Below are 17093 nucleotides of genomic sequence, written 5' to 3' on the forward strand. Positions count from 1 at the left end.
CGACACCGCACCATCGTGTCGTCAGGCCTCAGGCCGCACTCCACCCGAAAACACCCTGCCGCGAACCCTCGCGCACCGCGCCGTCATCGACGAGGCACCCCGGGCTCGCCCACTTCGCGAAGGACCCGTCATGACCAATCTGCTGAGATCGACCGCCAACCCTGCCGGCGGCCACGGAGGAGGCGTGCGCGGCGACAACATGACCCGCCGCTCCTCCCTCTTCGAAGGCCGCTTCGGCCGCATGTTCCGCGAGCTTCCACCCGTTGCCTGGCCCGCGACGGCGCTCCGTCGCCTCGGTGAGGCCATGACGGCCGAGCCCGAACGTGATCCGCTCGACCCGACCAAGCCGTTCGCGGCGCCGGAGACCGACGACATCGTGCAGGACCCCGAGGAGAACCCGGGCCTGCCGTCCGGCTACACCTACTTCGGTCAGTTCGTCGATCACGACATCACCTTCGATCCGGCATCCGTGATGCAGAAGATCAACGATCCCGACGCCCTCGTCGACTTCCGCACCCCGCGTCTCGACCTCGACTCGATGTACGGGCGCGGGCCGGACGACCAGCCCTACCTGTTCGACGGCAAGAAGTTCCGCCTCGGACGCGTGCTGACCGAGCTCGGGGTGCCGAGCCCCCGCCGCGACCTGCCGCGCTACATCGACGTCCAGGACCCGGACGCCGCCCATCGGGCGCTCATAGGCGACAAGCGCAACGACGAGAACGTCATCGTCGCCCAGCTGCATGCGTCGATGATGCAGTTCCACAACAAGCTCGTCGACGAGTACCCCGGAGCGAGCTTCGCCGACGTGCAGCAGCAGGTGCGCTGGCACTACCAGTGGCTCGTGGTCAACGACTACCTGGTGCGCATCTGCGGCTCCGAGCTCATCGATGCCATCCTCCCGGGTCGAGGGCAGGCACTGCCGACCCAGGACCAGAAGCCGAAACTCGGCTTCTACCGCTTCCGCAAGGCGCCCTACATGCCCATCGAGTTCTCGGCCGCCGCCTACAGGTTTGGTCACTCGATGATCCGCCCGATCTACAGGCTCAACATCCACCTCGACGGGGGAGACGACGTGAGGGCGGCGACGGATGACGAACGCCGCCGTGGGCTCGACGGTCGCTTCTTCATCTTCGCCGGCGTGCAGCGCCGAGGGCTCAACGGGTTCGACACCTTCCCGTCGCCTTGGGCGATCGACTGGAGCCTGTACTTCGACCGCACCGGGCAGCTCCCCGTCGGCGGCAAGAAGCGGGTGCAGCCCTCCTACAAGTTCGACACCTCTCTGGTGAATCCGCTGGGATTCCTTCCGGAGTTCTCCAGAGCCGGCGTCGACGAACCGCCTCTCACCATCGATCACCTGCAGGCCGCTCCTGCGCGTCCGACGCGCGACCCGGCCAACCTCGCCGTGCGCAACCTGCTGCGCGGCATGGCACTGGAGCTGCCGAGCGGTCAGGCCATCGCCGACGCCATGGGCATCGCGCGCATCCCCGATGAGCGTCTGTGGGTCGGCAAGGCCGCCGAAGGCGAGGAGCGGAAGCCGATCACCGAGGTGCACGAGAGCTTCGCGAACAACGCGCCGCTCTGGTACTACGTCCTCGCCGAGTCTCAGGAGATCTGGACGGCCGCCGGCGATGCCTCGGCGACCATGCACCTCGGACCCGTCGGCGGACGCATCGTCGCCGAGACCCTGATCGGCATGATCGCTGCCGATGGCGCCTCCTACCTCACTCAGAGCCCCAACTGGCAGCCGGAGGTGCATGGGCGCAGGCTCGCCACCGTCGGCGACCTGCTCGCATTCGCCGACGAGGGCTAGTCGCGCTCCACCACCAGAGGGGCACCGTGCTGTTCGCAGCCGGTGCCCCTATCCTGTGCCCATGGCCAGCCGACCCATCGAGGACTACGCGCTCCTCAGCAACTGCCGCACAGCAGCCCTCGTGAGTTCGGAGGGGAGCATCGACTGGCTCTGCCTGCCGCGCTACGACTCGCCGTCCACCTTCGGAGCTCTCCTCGGAACCGAGGACAACGGAGCGTGGTCGCTGCGGCCGACGGATGCCGCCGCCACCGTCACCCGCGCCTACGACGGCGACACCTTCATCCTCGTGACCACCTGGACGACCTCGACGGGCGAGGTGGAGGTCATCGACCTGATCGCGCGCGGTACCGGCCGCATCGATGTACTGCGCGAGGTGCGCGGCATCTCGGGCTCGGTCGAGATGGGAATGGAGTTGCGCATCCGGTTCGGGTACTCGACGGCTCTTCCCTGGGTGCGTCGGGTCGACGGCGATGCCGGGCAGGCACTCCTCGCGATCGCCGGCCCCGACGCCGTCATCGTGCGAGGGCGGCCTCGGCTGGAGGCTGTCGACACCGCCCATCGAGCGACCTTCGTCGTCGCGGCGGGGGAGCAGGTGCCGATCTCCTTGACCTGGTACCCGTCGCACCGCAACACCCCCGAGCGACTCGACCATGCCGCTGCTGTCGCCGACACGCGTGCCTGGTGGGTGGACTGGGCGAGCCGCTGGGAGCACCGTGGCCCCTACCGTGACGCCGTGGAGCGCTCGCTGCTCGTGCTGAGAGCCCTCACGCACGAGGGAACAGGCGGCATCGTCGCGGCCGTGACGACCTCGCTGCCCGAGCAGCCGGGAGGGCCGCGCAACTGGGACTATCGCTACGTCTGGCTGCGGGACGCCTCCCTCACCCTGCAGGCCCTCAGCGATCACGGTTACCACGAGGAGCTCGCCCATTGGCGGGCCTGGCTGCTGCGCGCCATCGCCGGTGATCCTGGCGACGTGCAGATCATGTACGGGCTCGCCGGGGAGAGATTCCTCCCCGAGCGCGAGCTCGACAGTTTTCCCGGCCACGCCGGGTCGCTCCCCGTGCGGGTGGGGAACGGCGCCGTCGACCAGTACCAGGCCGACGTCATCGGCGAGGTCATGATCGCCCTGCACGTCGCGCGACTGGCCGGACACGGCGACCTCGAGAACGCCTGGCCGCTGCAACGGGCACTGCTGGGCTTCCTCGAGCAGAACTGGCAACGACCCGACCAGGGCATCTGGGAGATCCGGGACGAACCTCGCTTCTTCACCCACTCCCGGGTCATGCTCTGGGCCGCGTTCGATCGCGGTGTCGCCGCCGTCGAGCAGTTCGGTGCCGAGGGCCCCGTCGACGTCTGGCGGTCTCTCCGCGACACCCTGCGCGCCGAGATCGACGAGAAGGGAGTCGACCCCGACCGCGGATGTTTCGTGCAGCACTACGGATCCACCGAGGTCGATGCGTCGCTGCTGCTCCTCCCGCAGGTGGGCTTCTGCGCTGCAGACGACCCGCGGATGCTGGCCACCGTCGCCGCAGTGGAATCCGACCTGCTCCATCACGGTCTCGTGCAGCGCTACCGCACCGAGACCGGCGTCGACGGCCTGCCGCCGGGGGAGAACCCGTTCCTGGCCTGTTCGTTCTGGCTCGCGCACCAGTACGCCGAGTCGGGTCGTCTCGGCGACGCCCTCGCACTCATGGACCGGCTCGTGGGGCTGAGCAACGACGTCGGCCTGTTCGCCGAGGAGGTCGACCCGCTCACCGGGCACCACTGGGGCAACACGCCTCAGGCTCTCTCCCACCTCGCCCTCGTGCGGGCCGCGGATGCGATCGGGCGAGCTGAAGAGCGACTGTAGTCGCGGCCCTGAGTGCGGCCCGTCGCCGTCACGAGGCCGCTCCGGAGGACATCGTGCTGTCGGGAGGCCTCCCAACCAATCGGGAGGCCTCCCGACAGCACTGATTCCTCCCCACCGCACGGATGCCGGCCCGAGCGCGGGTCGCGCGGAACGTGTCGCCGCCCGCGGGTAGCCTGAGGCCATGTGCGGTCGCTTCGTCATCTCCGACACCCAGCCCGATCTCGTGGCCCTGTTCGACATCGAGATCGTCGGCGAGAACCTGCCGGGTCCCAACTGGAACATCCGCCCGACCGACCAGATCCCGATCGTGCTCGAGTCGACCAAGGGCGGCCCGGCCGTGCGCCGGCTCGAGTCCGCCCGCTGGTCGCTGGTGCCGTCGTTCGCGAAAGAGCTGACCTCGCCGTACCCGACGTTCAATGCCCGTTCGGAAGACGTTGCCGAGAAGCCGAGCTTCGCGGCATCCGTCGCCACGAGGCGAGCGCTCATCCCCACCGACGGCTATTACGAGTGGCACACCGTCGGAGAAGCCAAGACGCCGTACTTCGTGCATCCGCCCGAGGGGGAGCGCATGGCATTCGCGGGACTGTATTCATGGTGGCGCGACCCGTCGAAGGCGGAGTCCGATCCGTCGCGGTGGGTGCTGTCTGCCACCATCCTCACGATGGACGCCGTCGCGCCGCTGGATGCCCTGCATCCGCGCACGCCGGTCGCGCTTCCCGACTGGATGTGGGACACCTGGCTCGACCCCGACGAGGAGGCCGACCAGGAGTTCGTCGACGCGGCTGTCGAGGCCGCACGACCCACCGCGGCGACGCTCGAGTTCCACGAGGTCGCTCCGGTGCGGGAGAACGGCCCGAGTCTGATCGAGCCGGCCATGATCCCCGTCGGCTCGCTGTGAGTCGCCGGTCCTGACCCGCTCAGGGCGGCGCGGCGAACCTGCAGCCGCAGAGATCGCCGACGAGAGACGGCCGCGGAAACGACGAAGGCCCCGGTCATCGACCGGGGCCTTCACTGTCTCAACACAGTGTGCGCGAAGGGGGACTTGAACCCCCACGCCCTATACGGGCACTAGCACCTCAAGCTAGCGCGTCTACCAATTCCGCCATCCGCGCGTGTTGTTTGCGAGCCATGGTTTCCCCGGCCCGAGGTAAGACATTAGCACGTTTCGAGAGGGTGGTTTTACACGCGCCGGGCACCTGATGGCCACGACGAATGGGCACGGTAACGTGACCGGCATGCCTGAAACATCCTCCGCACAGCGCTCGGACGACGACACGCCCGAGGAGCTCGAGAGCACGGCGGCCATCGCGCGCGACCTCATCCGCTTCGACACCACGAACTACGGAGAGGGCCGATCCAACGGGGAGGCGGAGGCCGCGGCTTACGTCGCAGCCCACCTCGAGCGCCTGGGCCTGAATCCCGTCACCTTCGAATCCGCCCCCGGTCGCGCCAGCGTGATCGCGCGCGTCGACGGACGGGATCGCACGAAGCCTGCGCTGGTGCTGCACGGCCATCTCGACGTCGTGCCAGCCGACCCTGAGAACTGGAGCGTCGACCCCTTCGGCGGCGTCATCAAGGACGGCATGCTGTGGGGCCGCGGCGCCGTCGACATGAAGGACATGGACGCCATGATCCTGGGAGCCCTCGACGACATCCTGTCGGCAGGGCGGATGCCGGAGCGCGACACCATCGTCGCCTTCTTCGCCGATGAGGAGAACGGCGGCGTCTACGGAGCGCACTGGCTCGTCGACAATCATCCCGAGCTGTTCGACGGCGCCGGTGAGGCCATCAGCGAGGTCGGCGGATATTCGACCATGGTCGGTGACCAGCGCGCCTACCTGCTGCAGACCGGTGAGAAGGCGCTGATGTGGATCAAGCTCATCGCCCGCGGCCCGGCGGCGCACGGCTCGCGGCTGGTGGCGCAGAACGCCGTCACGCGGCTCGCCGAGGCCGTCGCCGCCATCGGACGCAGGGAGTGGCCCATCCGCCTCACCGACACGACCGAGCAGCTGCTCGCCGAAGTCGCCCGCATCCTCGAGGTCGAACCGACCGACCTCGGCCCTGACGGTCTGGCACTGGCCACGGGATCGGCGTCCGGCTTCATCCAGGCGACTCTCCGCACGACCTCGAACCCGACCATGCTCGCCGCCGGCTACAAGCACAACGTCATTCCCGACAGGGCAGAGGCCGCGATCGACATCCGCACCCTTCCCGGTGACGAGGACGAGGTGCTCGCGACGATCCGCGAGATCATCGGAGACGACATCGAGATCGTGGTCACGCACCGCGACGTCGGGCTGGAGAATCCGTTCAGCGGAGCACTCGTCGAGAAGGTGGCCGCCCTGATCGCGGAGCACGATCCGGAGGCCGTCGTGCTGCCGTACCTGCTCTCCGGCGGCACCGACAACAAGGCGCTGTCGAAGCTCGGCATCCGCGGCTACGGATTCGCTCCGCTTCGGCTTCCGGCCGAGCTCGACTTCCCGGCCATGTTCCACGGCGTCGACGAGCGCGTGCCGCTCGACGCATTAGTCTTCGGTAGAGCGGTTCTCCGCGACCTTCTGTTGAGCTACTGAACCAGAGAGCAGCCCATTGGATCTCATCAACGCGATCATCCTCGGCCTCGTCCAGGGATTGACGGAATTCCTCCCGATCTCCTCGAGTGCACACCTGCTGATCGTCGGCCAGTTCCTCGGAACCGGCGCTGACCCCGGAGCCCGGTTCACGGCCATCACGCAGATCGGCACCGAGCTCGCCGTCATCATCTTCTTCTGGCGCGACATCGTGCGCATCATCGCGCAGTGGGCGAAGTCACTGGTCGGCAAGGCCCCCCGCAACGACCCCGACGCCCGCATGGGCTGGCTGATCATCATCGGATCGATCCCCATCGTCGTTCTCGGCCTGCTGTTCCAGGACCAGATCGAGACGGTGCTGCGCAACCTCTGGATCACGGCGATCATGCTCATCGTCTTCGGCATCCTCCTCGGGATCGCGGATGCCGTCGGAGCCAAGCGCCGGCGCCTCAAGGACCTGACCTACCCGCACGGAATCCTGTACGGGTTCGCACAGGCGCTGGCCCTCATCCCCGGAGTCTCGCGCTCCGGCGGCACCATCACGATGGGGCTCTTCCTCGGCTACGAACGCAAGGCGGCTGCTCGCTACGCCTTCCTGCTGGCGATCCCGGCCGTTCTCGGCAGTGGCTTCTACCAGGTGTACAAGTCGGTCGCCGACCCCTGCCTCGAAGCCGCGACGAACTGCACGCCCGAGGTCTTCGGGCCGTTCGAGACCCTCGCAGCAACCGTCGTCGCCTTCGCCGTGGGCCTGGTCGTGATCGCCTTCTTCATGAGCTACATCTCACGTCGCAGCTTCCTGCCGTTCGTGATCTACCGCCTGGTGCTCGGCGTCGCCCTGATGATCATGCTCGCGACGGGCGTGCTGGTTCCGTAGGGCTCTGCTGCTCGCTCGCCCCGCTAGCAGTGGGCCGAGCGAAGCGACCGCCTACTCGCTCGCAGAGGGCCGAGCGCAGCGATCGCCCGAAGCGCGCTACGGCCGCGGACTCCGTCCGGGCCTCAGCGGGCGGATCGACTCAGTGCCGCCGCGGGTCGTCGTTGCGCCCGTCGGGACGGTCGCCGCGCTTGCGCAGGTACTTCTCGAACTCCTGCGCGATGGCCTCGCCGCTCGCCTCGGGGGAGTCGACGGTGTCGCGCGCCTGCTCGAGCTGCACGATGTAGGCGGCCATGTCCTCGTCATCGGCGGCGAGGGCGTCGATGCCGGCCTCCCACGCCGCAGCCTCGCTCACCAGGTCGCCGCGGGGGATGCTCACGTCGATGACCTCCTCGAGCCTGTCGATGAGGGCGAGCATGGCCTTCGGCGACGGCGCGTTGTGCACGTAGTGGGGCACCGACGCCCAGATCGTCAGGGTCGGGATGTCGACCTTCTCGGCGGCATCCGCCAGCACGCTCAGGATTCCGACGGGGCCCTCGTACGTCGAGCGCTCCAGATGCAGGGCGGCGCGCATGTCGGCGTTGTCGCTGGCCGACATGAGCGAGATCGGGCGGGTGTGCGGAACGTCGGCGAGCATGGCGCCGAGGAACACGATGCCCCCGATGTCGGCGGCGAGCGCCGCATCGATCACTTCGGCCGCGAAGCTCTTCCAACTGCGCGACGGCTCGGTGCCGAGCAACAGGTAGATGTTCCCCGTGTTCGCGCCACTCACCTGCAGGTCGGCATCCTCCGCCAACGATGCCACCTCGGCCTCGGGCCTGGCCGGACCGTACAGGTCGGCACTCGGCCAGGTGAGAGTGCGCTGGCCGTCCTCATCCGTCGCGACCATCGGGCGGTTGAACTGATAGTCGAAGTAGAGCTCGGGGTCGACGGTGAAGAGCTCGACCAGCTCGAGCTCCTCCTTGAGGGAGCGCACTGCTCCGGATGCCGCTTCGCCGGCGTCGTTCCAGCCTTCGAAGGCGACGACCAGGATGCGACCGTTCAGGATGCCGTTGCGTTCTGCCACCGGGGGCGACCTCGATTCCGTCCTGGGCCCGTTCGGCCCTGACCTCAAGGATAGGACGCGCAAAGTAGACTTGACCGTTGTGACCACAGACACTCCGGCAGCCGTCCTCTGGGATATGGACGGCACTCTCGTCGATACCGAACCGTACTGGATGCGTGCCGAGACCGAGCTCATCGAATCGTTCGGCGGTGTCTGGACCCACGAGGACGCCCTCGGCGTCGTGGGCCTCGGGCTCTGGGAGTCGGCGAGCATCTTCCAGGCCGCCGGCGCCGATCTCGACGCCGACGCCATCGTCGACTACCTCACGAACAGCGTGCAGCAGCAGCTGGAGACCGAGGGGGTGCCCTGGCGTCCCGGCGCCCGCGAGCTGCTCGCAGCCCTCCGGGAGAACGGGGTGAAGACGGCGCTCGTCACGATGTCGGTGAAGCGGATGGCCGAGCAGGTCGCCTCCCTCATCGGCTTCCCGGCCTTCGACGTCGTCGTCACCGGCGACACCGTCGAGAACCCCAAGCCGTTCCCCGACGCCTACCTCACCGCTGCCGAGCAGCTCGGGGTCGCCGCATCCGACTGCCTGGCGATCGAGGATTCGGTGCCGGGTCTCGCCTCGGCCCGCGCTGCCGGATGCACCACCGTCGGCGTTCCGCACATGGTGCCGCTGGCCGCATCGGCCGCCGACGTGCTCTGGCCGACGCTGGAGGGACGCACCATCGCCGATCTCTTCGCCGTTCACGAACGCAGCGTCGACGAGCACCTCCTCGACGGCAGTGCCCACCCCGGTGTCCATCGCGACGCCGCACCAGCGGAAGGCATCGCCCGATGACCGCAGAAGACCACCGTCCGGCCAACAGCGGACCGTTCCGGGTCGGCGACCGCGTGCAGCTCACGGGGCCCAAGGGCAAGATGAACACCATCACGCTCGAGTCCGGCAAGGACTTCCACTCGCACCGGGGCATCCTGCCGCACGACGACATCATCGGACTCCCCGACGCCTCCGTCGTCACCAACAATGCCGGCGTCGAGCACCTGGCGCTCCGCCCTCTTCTGGCCGACTTCGTCATGTCGATGCCCCGAGGCGCCGCGATCATCTACCCCAAGGATGCGGCGCAGATCCTCGCCCTGGCCGACATCTTCCCCGGCGCAACAGTGGTCGAGGCCGGTGTCGGCTCCGGCGCCCTCTCACTGTGGCTGCTGCGCGCCATCGGCCCTGCAGGCCGGCTCGCCTCCTTCGAACGCCGCGAGGAGTTCGCCGACGTCGCCCGGGGCAACGCCGTGACGTTCCTCGGCTATGAGCCCGAGAACTGGTCGATCACCCTGGGCGATCTCGCCGAGGAGCTTCCGCGACAGGTCGAGGCCGACGGCGCCGACCGCGTCGTGCTCGACATGCTCGCCCCCTGGGAGTGCCTCCCCGCCGTGTCGGAGGCGCTCAAGCCCGGCGGAGTCCTGCTCTGCTACGTGGCGACCGTCACCCAGCTCTCCCGTGTGGCCGAGGCCATCCGTGCCACCGGCGAGTACACCAACCCGCAGTCGAGCGAGACGATGGTGCGGGGATGGCATGTCGAGGGGCTGGCCGTCCGTCCCGATCACCGCATGATCGGCCACACGGGATTCCTCCTCACGGCACGACGACTCGCGCCGGACACTGTGCTGCCCGAGCTCAAGCGCCGCCCGTCGAAGACCGATTTCAGCGACGAGGACGTCGAGCTCTGGACTCCGGGCGCCCTCGGCGAGCGCACGGTCAGCCCCAAGAGCATGCGCAAGCGTGTTCGGGCGGCCGGAGCCGGTGCAGAGGCATCGAAGGCTCGCGACCTCGAGGCCGACTAGGATCACTGTTCGGGCGGGATCGCACCCGGTGTCCGCATCCGTTCCCGCATTCCCCGCAAACTTCAGAACCCAGCATCGAAACGAGGACCCGTGCGCAAGCTTCCCGCGCTCATCACGGCCGCCGGCCTGATCGCGGTCGCACTGACCGCCTGCTCATCCACCCCGGCGGCTGCCGACTGCACCGGCGGCGCCCCGTCGGGAGACGCGTCGAAGCTCGTCACCGCCACGGGTGAATTCGGATCGGCCCCCACGGTCGACTTCCCGACTCCGCTGAAGGCCAAGGGCACGCAGTCCAGCGTCATCACGGCGGGCACCGGAGCCGGCATCATCGCCGGTCAGAAGGTGACCATCGAGATGTCCGTGTACAACGGCACCGACGGCAAGCTGATCGAGAAGACGAAGTACGGTGCGGACGACACCACGCCGCTCTCCTTGGTCGTCGCGAAGGACCAGGTGCAGGAGGGTCTGCGCAAGGGCCTGCTGTGCGCCACCGAGGATTCGCGCGTCGCGGTCGTCGTGCCCCCGAAGGACGCGTTCGGTGAAGCGGGCAACCCGAGCATCAACGTCGGCCCGAAGGACAACCTGGTGTTCGTCATCGACGTCGACAAGACCTACCTGACCCGGGCGAACGGCGCCGAGCAGGTGCCTCAGAACGGTTTCCCGTCCGTCGTCCTCGCCGAGAACGGCGCCCCCGGCATCACGATCGGATCCGACGCGCCCCCGAAGGACCTCAAGGTCGCCGTGCTCAAGAAGGGCACCGGTGACGCCATCGCCAAGGGCGACAGCGTCACGGTGCACTACACCGGAGTCATCTGGGACGACACGAAGCCCAGCACGGTGTTCGACTCCAGCTGGGAGCGCGGCGCCCCCGCGACCTTCACCGCGGCATCCGGAGTCGACGGCGGCGTGATCGAGGGCTTCGCCGATGCCCTCGTCGGCCAGACCGTGGGCTCGCAGTTCATCGCGGTCATCCCGCCGGACAAGGGCTACGGCGACGCGGCCCAGGACGCGATCCCCGCGAACTCCACGCTCGTGTTCGTGGTCGACGTGCTCGGCATCGGCTAGCAGGCGACGGAAGACGACGACGGGGCCGGATGCAGCAGCATCCGGCCCCGTCTCGCTGTCGGGTCGCAGCCGGAACAGTAAGATCGCAGACGTGCCTGCCAGTCCTCCCACCTCCGTCGAAGAGCGGCTCTTCAGTCTCACCCTCGCCCTCATGGCGAGCGAGAACGGCCTGACGAAGGCCGACATCCTCTCGACGGTGCAGGGCTACAGCCGCGACTACAGGGCCGGGGGAGACAACAGCGCCCTCGAGCGCAAGTTCGAGCGCGACAAGGACGCCGTGCGCGAGCTCGGCATCCCCTTGGAGACCATCGACTCGCCGGACAGGCCCGGCGACAACACGGCGCTGCGCTACCTCATCCCGAAGCGCCTCTACGACCTCCCGAGCGACATCGAGTTCTCGCCGCAGGAGATCGGGCTGCTCGCGCTGGCTGCTGCGGTCTGGCGGGAGGGATCCCTCTCGGACGACTCGAGACGCGCTCTGCTCAAGCTGAGCTCCCGGGGGATCGAGGCCAGCGAGCCGCTCGTCGGCTATGCGCCTCGCATCCGGGTGCGCGAGGCGGCGTTCGCGCCGCTGCAGGCCGCACAGACGGCGAAGATGGTCGTCTCGTTCCCCTACCTCAAGCCGGGGGAGTCGGCGCCTCGACGCCGCACGGTCCTCCCGCTCGCGCTGGTCCAGCACGAGGGTCGCTGGCACCTCTACGCCCAGGACCTCGACGCTGGTGCCACCCGAACCTTCCTCCTGTCGCGCATCGTCGCAACCGTCGTGCAGCGGCCGGACGTCGCGGCTCCCGAGATCGACACGACCGGCGCCGTCGAGCGGTCCCAGGCCGAACTCGCAGAAGTGTCGATGCGCAACCGCGCGGTGATCGAGATCAGGCCGGAGACCGATGCGGCCATGCGTCTCGGGAGGCGTGCCGCATCGATCGAGGACGACGGAGCGCGTGTGGTGCTGCACTTCACGGACCTCGACATCCTGGCCGACGAACTCGCGGGATACGGTCCTGAGGTCCTCGTGCTCGAGCCTCCCGCGCTCCGATCCGCCGTGCACCGGCGCCTGCTCCAGGTCGCAGCCCAGCACGGCCCGGCCGGCGCGCAGTACGAAGGAGGAACCGACCGTGGCTGAACGACGACGCACCCTCCTCGGCGCCGACCGCACCCTCTTCATGCTGTCCGTCGTTCCCTACCTGCTGGATCGCGGCGCCGTCTCCGTCGAGGAGGTCGCCGAGCACTTCGACGTCACGCCCGACCTGGTCCGGCGCACGATCGCCCTGCTGCCGATGACGGGAATCCCCGGCGAGTCCAAGGCCTACCTCGACAACGACCTGTTCGAGATCGACTACGACGCTCTCGAAGAGGGCACCGTCATCCTCACCCGCAACATCGTCATCGACGAGGCTCCCCGCTTCTCGGCGCGCGAGGCCGCCGCACTCATCGCCGGACTCAAGTACCTCTCCGCGCTGCCCGAGAATGCCGACAGCGATGCGATCGGCGTGCTCCTGGCGAAGCTCGCCCGAGGCTCGTCCGCGATCCCTGCCGAGATGGGCGTCGAGGCGGGGATTCCGGATGCCACCCGTGCCCTGCTGCGTTCCGCCGCGTCGGCGGGCAGCAGGGTCGCCTTCGTCTACCGGTCGTCGCGTGGAGAGGCCGAGCGGCGCGTCGTCGACCCGCTGCGCCTCGAGTCGATCGACCGCGACTGGTACCTGCGCGCGTGGGACCACGCGCGAGAGGCCCTGCGCACCTTCAGGCTGGACCGCATGGACGCCGTCGAGGTGCTCGATGAACCGGCCACCCGCACGATCGACGACTTCTCGCTCTCCGACGAGATCTTCCAGGGCTCCCCAGACGACCTCGAGGTCGTGATCGAGGTGCCGGTCGACGCCCTGCCGCTGTTGACCGACTTCAGGCCTGAGGGCCAGGAGCCGGGCTCGGCGCCCGGGCTGGTGCGCACGACCCTCCGAGTCGCGCACCATCACGGGCTGAAGCGCATCGTCGCCGGCTACGCGGGCATCATCACCGTCGTCTCACCCCCAGAGGCTCGTCGCGTCGTCGCCGAATGGGCGGCGGCAGGCGCCGAGCAGTACGCCGACTCCGACAGCGTCGAGCGTTAGGCCGACGGATGCCGGGCTGGTCGTGGTTCCTCATCGGGGGCGTGCTCCTCGTCGCGCTGGTGCTGGTAGTCGTGCTGCTCGGACGCCGAGCGTGGCGCAAGGGACGCTCCGCGTTCGACGCCTACGGGGAGCTCACGCTCACGACAGCCGAGCTCGAACGGGCCCTCGACCAGCTCGAGGATGCGTCAGCGCAGGTGCAGGCGCGCGAGTATGCGGTCTTCGGTGATCGAGACGAGCGCTCCTTCGCCTGGGGCATGCGCAGGGCCGAGCGGGCGCACCGCCGCCAGGCGCGCCGGGATGCCCGCGTCGCTCGGGGTAGACTACTCACACATTCCACGCAGAATTGGACCAGCTGACATGCTTCAGAACCTCACCGGATGGCACTTCCTGATCATCCTCGTGATCATCCTTCTGCTCTTCGGCGCTCCCAAGCTCCCGGCTCTCGCCCGCAGCCTCGGCCAGTCGATGAAGATCCTCAAGACCGAGGTCGCCTCCGACAAGAAGCCCGAGGAGTCGACCACGGTCCTCAACGCCGACGGAAGCACGACGGTCACCAACCCCGACGGCACCACCACGACGACGACTGTCCGGTCGGCGGATGCCGGCGGCGCCGGCTCGACCGATCCAGCCGCCAAGAACTAGCGTGGCCGCTCGCGCATCCAAGCGCAGCAACAGCGAAGGTCGGATGTCCCTGGGCCAGCACCTGCTGGAGTTGCGCAAGAGACTCTTCCTGGCAGCCGGCGGCATCGCGGTCGGCGCCGTCATCGGCTGGATCCTGTCGGACCTGGTCTGGAACGCCCTGCGTGTGCCGGTGCTGCAGATCGTGAAGGCGCAGCACCGCAACGCCGTCATCAACTACCCCGACATCACCTCGGCGTTCGACCTGAAGCTGCAGATCGCCTTCTACATCGGCCTGGTCATCTCGAGCCCGGTGTGGCTGTACCAGATCTTCGCCTTCTTCATGCCGGCGTTGAGCCGCACCGAGAAGCAGTACACCTTCGGCTTCTTCTTCAGCGCTGTTCCGCTGTTCCTGGCCGGGTGCGCCGCCGGATGGTTCGTGCTCCCGCATGTCGTCGAGCTCATGACGAGCTTCGCGCCGCCGGACGACGCGGCCTTCATCAACGCCAAGGACTACTTCCAGTTCGTCCTGAAGCTGGTGCTCGCCATCGGCATAGCATTCGTCCTCCCGGTCTTCCTCGTGCTGCTGAACTTCGCCGGCGTGATCAGCGCGAAGTCGATCATCGGCTCGTGGCGCTGGGCGATCCTGGTGATCGTGCTGTTCACGGCCATCGCCACTCCCGCCGCCGACGTCGTGTCGATGTTCCTGCTCGCCGTGCCGATGGTCGTGCTGTACTTCGCGGCCTGGGGCGTGGCCTGGCTGCACGACCGTCGCGCCGAACGGCGCGCTCGGGCGTTCGAGGCCGAACTCGCCCTCTGAGAGGCGGGCACGACTTAGGCTGAAGGAGTGAGCACACCCTCCCCGGCCGAGCGGTACGCAGCGTTCAAGGCCAGCACGACGCATCCGCAGCTCGAAGCGTTCCGTGCAGGCCTCAGCTTCGATCTCGATGACTTCCAACGCGCGAGCTGCGCCAGTCTCGAGGATGGCGGCAGCGTGCTGGTGGCAGCCCCCACGGGAGCCGGAAAGACCGTCGTCGCCGAGTTCGCCGTCTTCCTGGCCATGCAGCAGCAGCGGGCGAAGGTGTTCTACACCACCCCGATGAAGGCGCTGTCGAACCAGAAGTTCAACGAGTTCGTCGACGAGTACGGCGCCTCAGAAGTGGGCCTTCTCACGGGCGACACCAACATCAACTCGAGTGCACGCATCGTGGTCATGACGACCGAAGTGCTGCGCAACATGCTCTACGCCGACTCCGACCTGCTCACCGACCTCGCCTTCGTCGTGATGGACGAGGTGCATTTCCTGGGCGACCGCTTCCGCGGCGCCGTCTGGGAGGAGGTCATCATCCACCTCCCGCAGCGCGTGCGCATGGTGTCGCTGAGCGCGACGGTCTCCAACGCCGAGGAGTTCGGCGACTGGCTGCAGGCCGTGCGCGGCGACACCGCGGTGATCGTCTCCGAGGATCGGCCCGTTCCTCTCGAGCAGCATGTACTCGTGCGCACGAAGCTCGTCGACCTGTTCGACTCCTCCGGAGTCATCGCCACCACCCGGGTCAACCCTGAGCTGGTCCAGCTGGCGGCATCCGGTGGCCGGTCCATCCAGAATCGGTCGACGGCCGGGCGACGCGGGCGCGACCGCGGCGGTTACCACCGTCCGCCGCCCCACGAGGGCCGCATGCCGCGGGAAGACCTCGTGGCGCTCCTCGACGGCAAGCACCTGCTTCCGGCGATCTTCTTCATCTTCAGTCGCGTCGGCTGCGACCAGGCTGTGCGTCAAGTCCTCCGCAGCGGGATCAGGCTGACGGATGCCGCAGAGCGCAGCGAGATCCGCCGCATCGCGGAGGAGCGCAGCCGCACCATGGTCGACGAGGATCTGGCCGTGCTCGGCTACTGGGAATGGCTCGAGGGCCTCGAGCGTGGGGTGGCGGCGCACCATGCCGGAATGCTCCCCGCCTTCAAGGAGGTCGTCGAGGAGCTCTTCCAGAAGAAGCTCGTCAAGGTGGTCTTCGCGACCGAGACTCTCGCGCTCGGCATCAACATGCCCGCCCGCACCGTCGTGATGGAGAAGCTGGAGAAGTTCAACGGCGAGGCCCGGGTTCCGGTGACGCCGGGGGAGTACACCCAGCTCACCGGTCGAGCCGGCCGCCGCGGCATCGACGTCGAGGGGCACTCGGTCATCCAGTGGCAGCAGGGCCTCGATCCTCAGGCCGTGGCCTCGCTGGCCTCCAGACGCAGCTACCCGCTCAACTCGAGCTTCCGGCCGACCTACAACATGGCGGTCAACCTCATCGAGCAGTTCGGCCGGGAACGAGCCCGCGACATCCTCGAATCGTCGTTCGCGCAGTTCCAGGCCGACCGCGCCGTCGTCGACCTCGCTCGCACGGTGCGCCAGCAGCAGGAGTCGCTGGCGGGCTACGAGGAGGCCATGACCTGCCACCTCGGCGACTTCCGCGAGTACGCGTCGATCCGGCACCAGCTGAGCGACCTCGAGAAGCAGGGCGCGCGTGCCGACAGCCAGCCGCAGGCAGCGCGTCAGAAGCGGCAGCGCGAGCTGACGAAACTGCGCAACCGCCTGAAGTCCCACCCGTGCCACGCCTGCAAGGACCGAGAGGCGCACAGCCGCTGGGCCGAGCGCTGGTACCGCCTGAAGCGCGAGAACGACACGCTCCAGCAGCAGATCCGTGCGCGCACGGGCGCCGTCGCCCGCATCTTCGATCGGGTAACCGACGTGCTGCTGCGTCTCGACTACCTCGAACGCGACGAGCACGGACGCCTGGGGGCGACATCCGCTGGCCGGATGCTGCGCCGCATCTACGGCGACCGGGACCTGCTCGCCGCCGAAGCCCTGCGCCGCGGCCTCTGGGACTCGCTCGATCCGGCCGGCCTGGCCGCCATGGCATGCGCCCTCGTGTTCGAGCCCCGTCGCGAGGAGGGCGAGACCGTGGAGCGCTACCTTCCGCGTGGGGCCTTCCCGGCTGCGCTCGAGGCGACGCAGCTTCTGTGGAGCGACCTCGACGACCTCGAACGCGACAGCAAGCTGCAGGGGTCGAGCCCCATCGCCACGGGCTTGTCGCTGGCGATGTACCGATGGGCGCGTGGTGGCCGCCTCAGTGACGTGCTGCTGGAGGCAGACATGGCCGCCGGCGACTTCGTGCGCTGGACCAAGCAGACGATCGATCTGCTCGACCAGCTCTCCGTCGTGGCCGACAACCCCGTCGCCCGCAACGCCCGTGCCGCGATCGACGGCGTGCGCCGCGGCATCGTGGCGTACTCCACTGTCGCCTGAGCGCTTCCTCTGCGCCGGCGGCGACCTGA

Annotated in this window: 15 protein-coding genes and 1 tRNA gene; 14 read left to right on the top strand and 2 right to left on the bottom strand. The window is 68.4% G+C overall.

Annotated elements, in window-relative coordinates; translation table 11 throughout:
* Positions 1-130 precede the first annotated feature (130 nt).
* The 3 genes from ASC59_RS03950 to ASC59_RS03960 all read left to right on the top strand — a co-directional run bounded on the left by ASC59_RS03950 (position 131) and on the right by ASC59_RS03960 (position 4557).
* Positions 131-1810 carry a peroxidase family protein gene (locus ASC59_RS03950; protein ID WP_055818542.1) on the top strand — a complete coding sequence of 560 codons (1680 nt, stop codon included), beginning with the start codon at positions 131-133 and terminating at the stop codon, positions 1808-1810.
* A gap of 61 nt (positions 1811-1871) precedes the next feature.
* Positions 1872-3659: a glycoside hydrolase family 15 protein gene (locus ASC59_RS03955; protein ID WP_055818544.1), complete on the top strand. Its 1788-nt coding sequence runs from the start codon at positions 1872-1874 to the stop codon at positions 3657-3659.
* Positions 3660-3840: 181 nt separating this feature from the next.
* Positions 3841-4557, top strand: a complete 717-nt coding sequence (locus ASC59_RS03960) for an SOS response-associated peptidase (RefSeq protein WP_055818546.1) — start codon at positions 3841-3843, stop codon at positions 4555-4557.
* Between the two features lie 129 nt (positions 4558-4686).
* On the opposite strand, the gene ASC59_RS03965 is transcribed toward ASC59_RS03960, so the two are convergent.
* A tRNA-Leu gene (locus ASC59_RS03965) sits at positions 4687-4771 on the bottom strand.
* Between the two features lie 123 nt (positions 4772-4894).
* On the opposite strand from ASC59_RS03965, the gene ASC59_RS03970 reads away from it, so the two are divergent.
* Complete coding sequence (locus ASC59_RS03970; RefSeq protein ID WP_055822802.1) at positions 4895-6232, top strand: M20/M25/M40 family metallo-hydrolase; 1338 nt, start codon at positions 4895-4897, stop codon at positions 6230-6232.
* A 16-nt stretch (positions 6233-6248) separates the two neighbouring features.
* Complete coding sequence (locus tag ASC59_RS03975; RefSeq protein WP_055818548.1) at positions 6249-7103, top strand: undecaprenyl-diphosphate phosphatase; 855 nt, start codon at positions 6249-6251, stop codon at positions 7101-7103.
* Positions 7104-7242: 139 nt separating this feature from the next.
* On the opposite strand, the gene ASC59_RS03980 is transcribed toward ASC59_RS03975, so the two are convergent.
* A complete protein-coding gene (locus tag ASC59_RS03980) occupies positions 7243-8166 on the bottom strand; it encodes a proteasome assembly chaperone family protein (protein WP_055818550.1) in 924 nt (307 codons plus the stop codon).
* Positions 8167-8245: 79 nt separating this feature from the next.
* Between ASC59_RS03980 and ASC59_RS03985 the strand changes: the two genes are divergently transcribed.
* The 9 genes from ASC59_RS03985 (at position 8246) to ASC59_RS04025 (ending at position 17064) form a co-directional block, all read left to right on the top strand.
* Entirely contained in the window at positions 8246-8986 is a 741-nt protein-coding gene (locus ASC59_RS03985) for an HAD family hydrolase (RefSeq protein WP_082513383.1), read from the top strand.
* Positions 8983-9987 carry a tRNA (adenine-N1)-methyltransferase gene (locus ASC59_RS03990; RefSeq protein WP_055818552.1) on the top strand — a complete coding sequence of 335 codons (1005 nt, stop codon included), beginning with the start codon at positions 8983-8985 and terminating at the stop codon, positions 9985-9987. Before ASC59_RS03985 ends, ASC59_RS03990 begins: the two co-directional genes overlap by 4 nt.
* 90 nt (positions 9988-10077) lie before the next feature.
* Positions 10078-11052, top strand: a complete 975-nt coding sequence (locus tag ASC59_RS03995; protein WP_055818554.1) for an FKBP-type peptidyl-prolyl cis-trans isomerase — start codon at positions 10078-10080, stop codon at positions 11050-11052.
* A gap of 91 nt (positions 11053-11143) precedes the next feature.
* Positions 11144-12175 carry a helix-turn-helix transcriptional regulator gene (locus ASC59_RS04000; RefSeq protein ID WP_235492567.1) on the top strand — a complete coding sequence of 344 codons (1032 nt, stop codon included), beginning with the start codon at positions 11144-11146 and terminating at the stop codon, positions 12173-12175.
* On the top strand, positions 12168-13160 hold the full coding sequence (locus tag ASC59_RS04005) for a helix-turn-helix transcriptional regulator (protein ID WP_055818557.1): 993 nt from the start codon (positions 12168-12170) through the stop codon (positions 13158-13160). The genes ASC59_RS04000 and ASC59_RS04005 overlap by 8 nt, the downstream gene beginning before the upstream one ends.
* 8 nt (positions 13161-13168) lie before the next feature.
* A complete protein-coding gene (locus ASC59_RS04010; protein WP_055818559.1) occupies positions 13169-13516 on the top strand; it encodes a hypothetical protein in 348 nt (115 codons plus the stop codon).
* 1 nt (position 13517) lies between these two features.
* The gene (gene tatA, locus ASC59_RS04015; RefSeq protein WP_055818561.1) at positions 13518-13802 is read left to right on the top strand and encodes a twin-arginine translocase TatA/TatE family subunit; all 285 of its coding nucleotides are present in this window, start codon (positions 13518-13520) and stop codon (positions 13800-13802) included.
* A 43-nt stretch (positions 13803-13845) separates the two neighbouring features.
* Positions 13846-14598, top strand: coding sequence for a twin-arginine translocase subunit TatC (gene tatC, locus ASC59_RS04020; protein ID WP_055818564.1), 753 nt, complete (start codon positions 13846-13848; stop codon positions 14596-14598).
* A gap of 27 nt (positions 14599-14625) precedes the next feature.
* Positions 14626-17064: a DEAD/DEAH box helicase gene (locus tag ASC59_RS04025; protein WP_055818566.1), complete on the top strand. Its 2439-nt coding sequence runs from the start codon at positions 14626-14628 to the stop codon at positions 17062-17064.
* The last annotated feature ends 29 nt before the right edge of the window (positions 17065-17093 follow it).

It is taken from the genome of Leifsonia sp. Root1293, from assembly GCF_001425325.1.
In the GTDB taxonomy this organism is placed as follows: Bacteria; Actinomycetota; Actinomycetes; order Actinomycetales; family Microbacteriaceae; genus Orlajensenia.

Excerpts from the sequence above, each read along its gene's own strand:
- ASC59_RS03955 (WP_055818544.1), top strand. The coding sequence starts at position 1,872 with ATGGCCAGCCGACCCATCGAGGACTACGCGCTCCTCAGCAACTGCCGC.
- ASC59_RS03970 (WP_055822802.1), top strand. The coding sequence starts at position 4,895 with ATGCCTGAAACATCCTCCGCACAGCGCTCGGACGACGACACGCCCGAG.
- ASC59_RS03950 (WP_055818542.1), top strand. The coding sequence starts at position 131 with ATGACCAATCTGCTGAGATCGACCGCCAACCCTGCCGGCGGCCACGGA.
- ASC59_RS03990 (WP_055818552.1), top strand. The coding sequence starts at position 8,983 with ATGACCGCAGAAGACCACCGTCCGGCCAACAGCGGACCGTTCCGGGTC.
- tatC (WP_055818564.1), top strand. The coding sequence starts at position 13,846 with ATGTCCCTGGGCCAGCACCTGCTGGAGTTGCGCAAGAGACTCTTCCTG.
- ASC59_RS04010 (WP_055818559.1), top strand. The coding sequence starts at position 13,169 with ATGCCGGGCTGGTCGTGGTTCCTCATCGGGGGCGTGCTCCTCGTCGCG.
- ASC59_RS03960 (WP_055818546.1), top strand. The coding sequence starts at position 3,841 with ATGTGCGGTCGCTTCGTCATCTCCGACACCCAGCCCGATCTCGTGGCC.
- tatA (WP_055818561.1), top strand. The coding sequence starts at position 13,518 with ATGCTTCAGAACCTCACCGGATGGCACTTCCTGATCATCCTCGTGATC.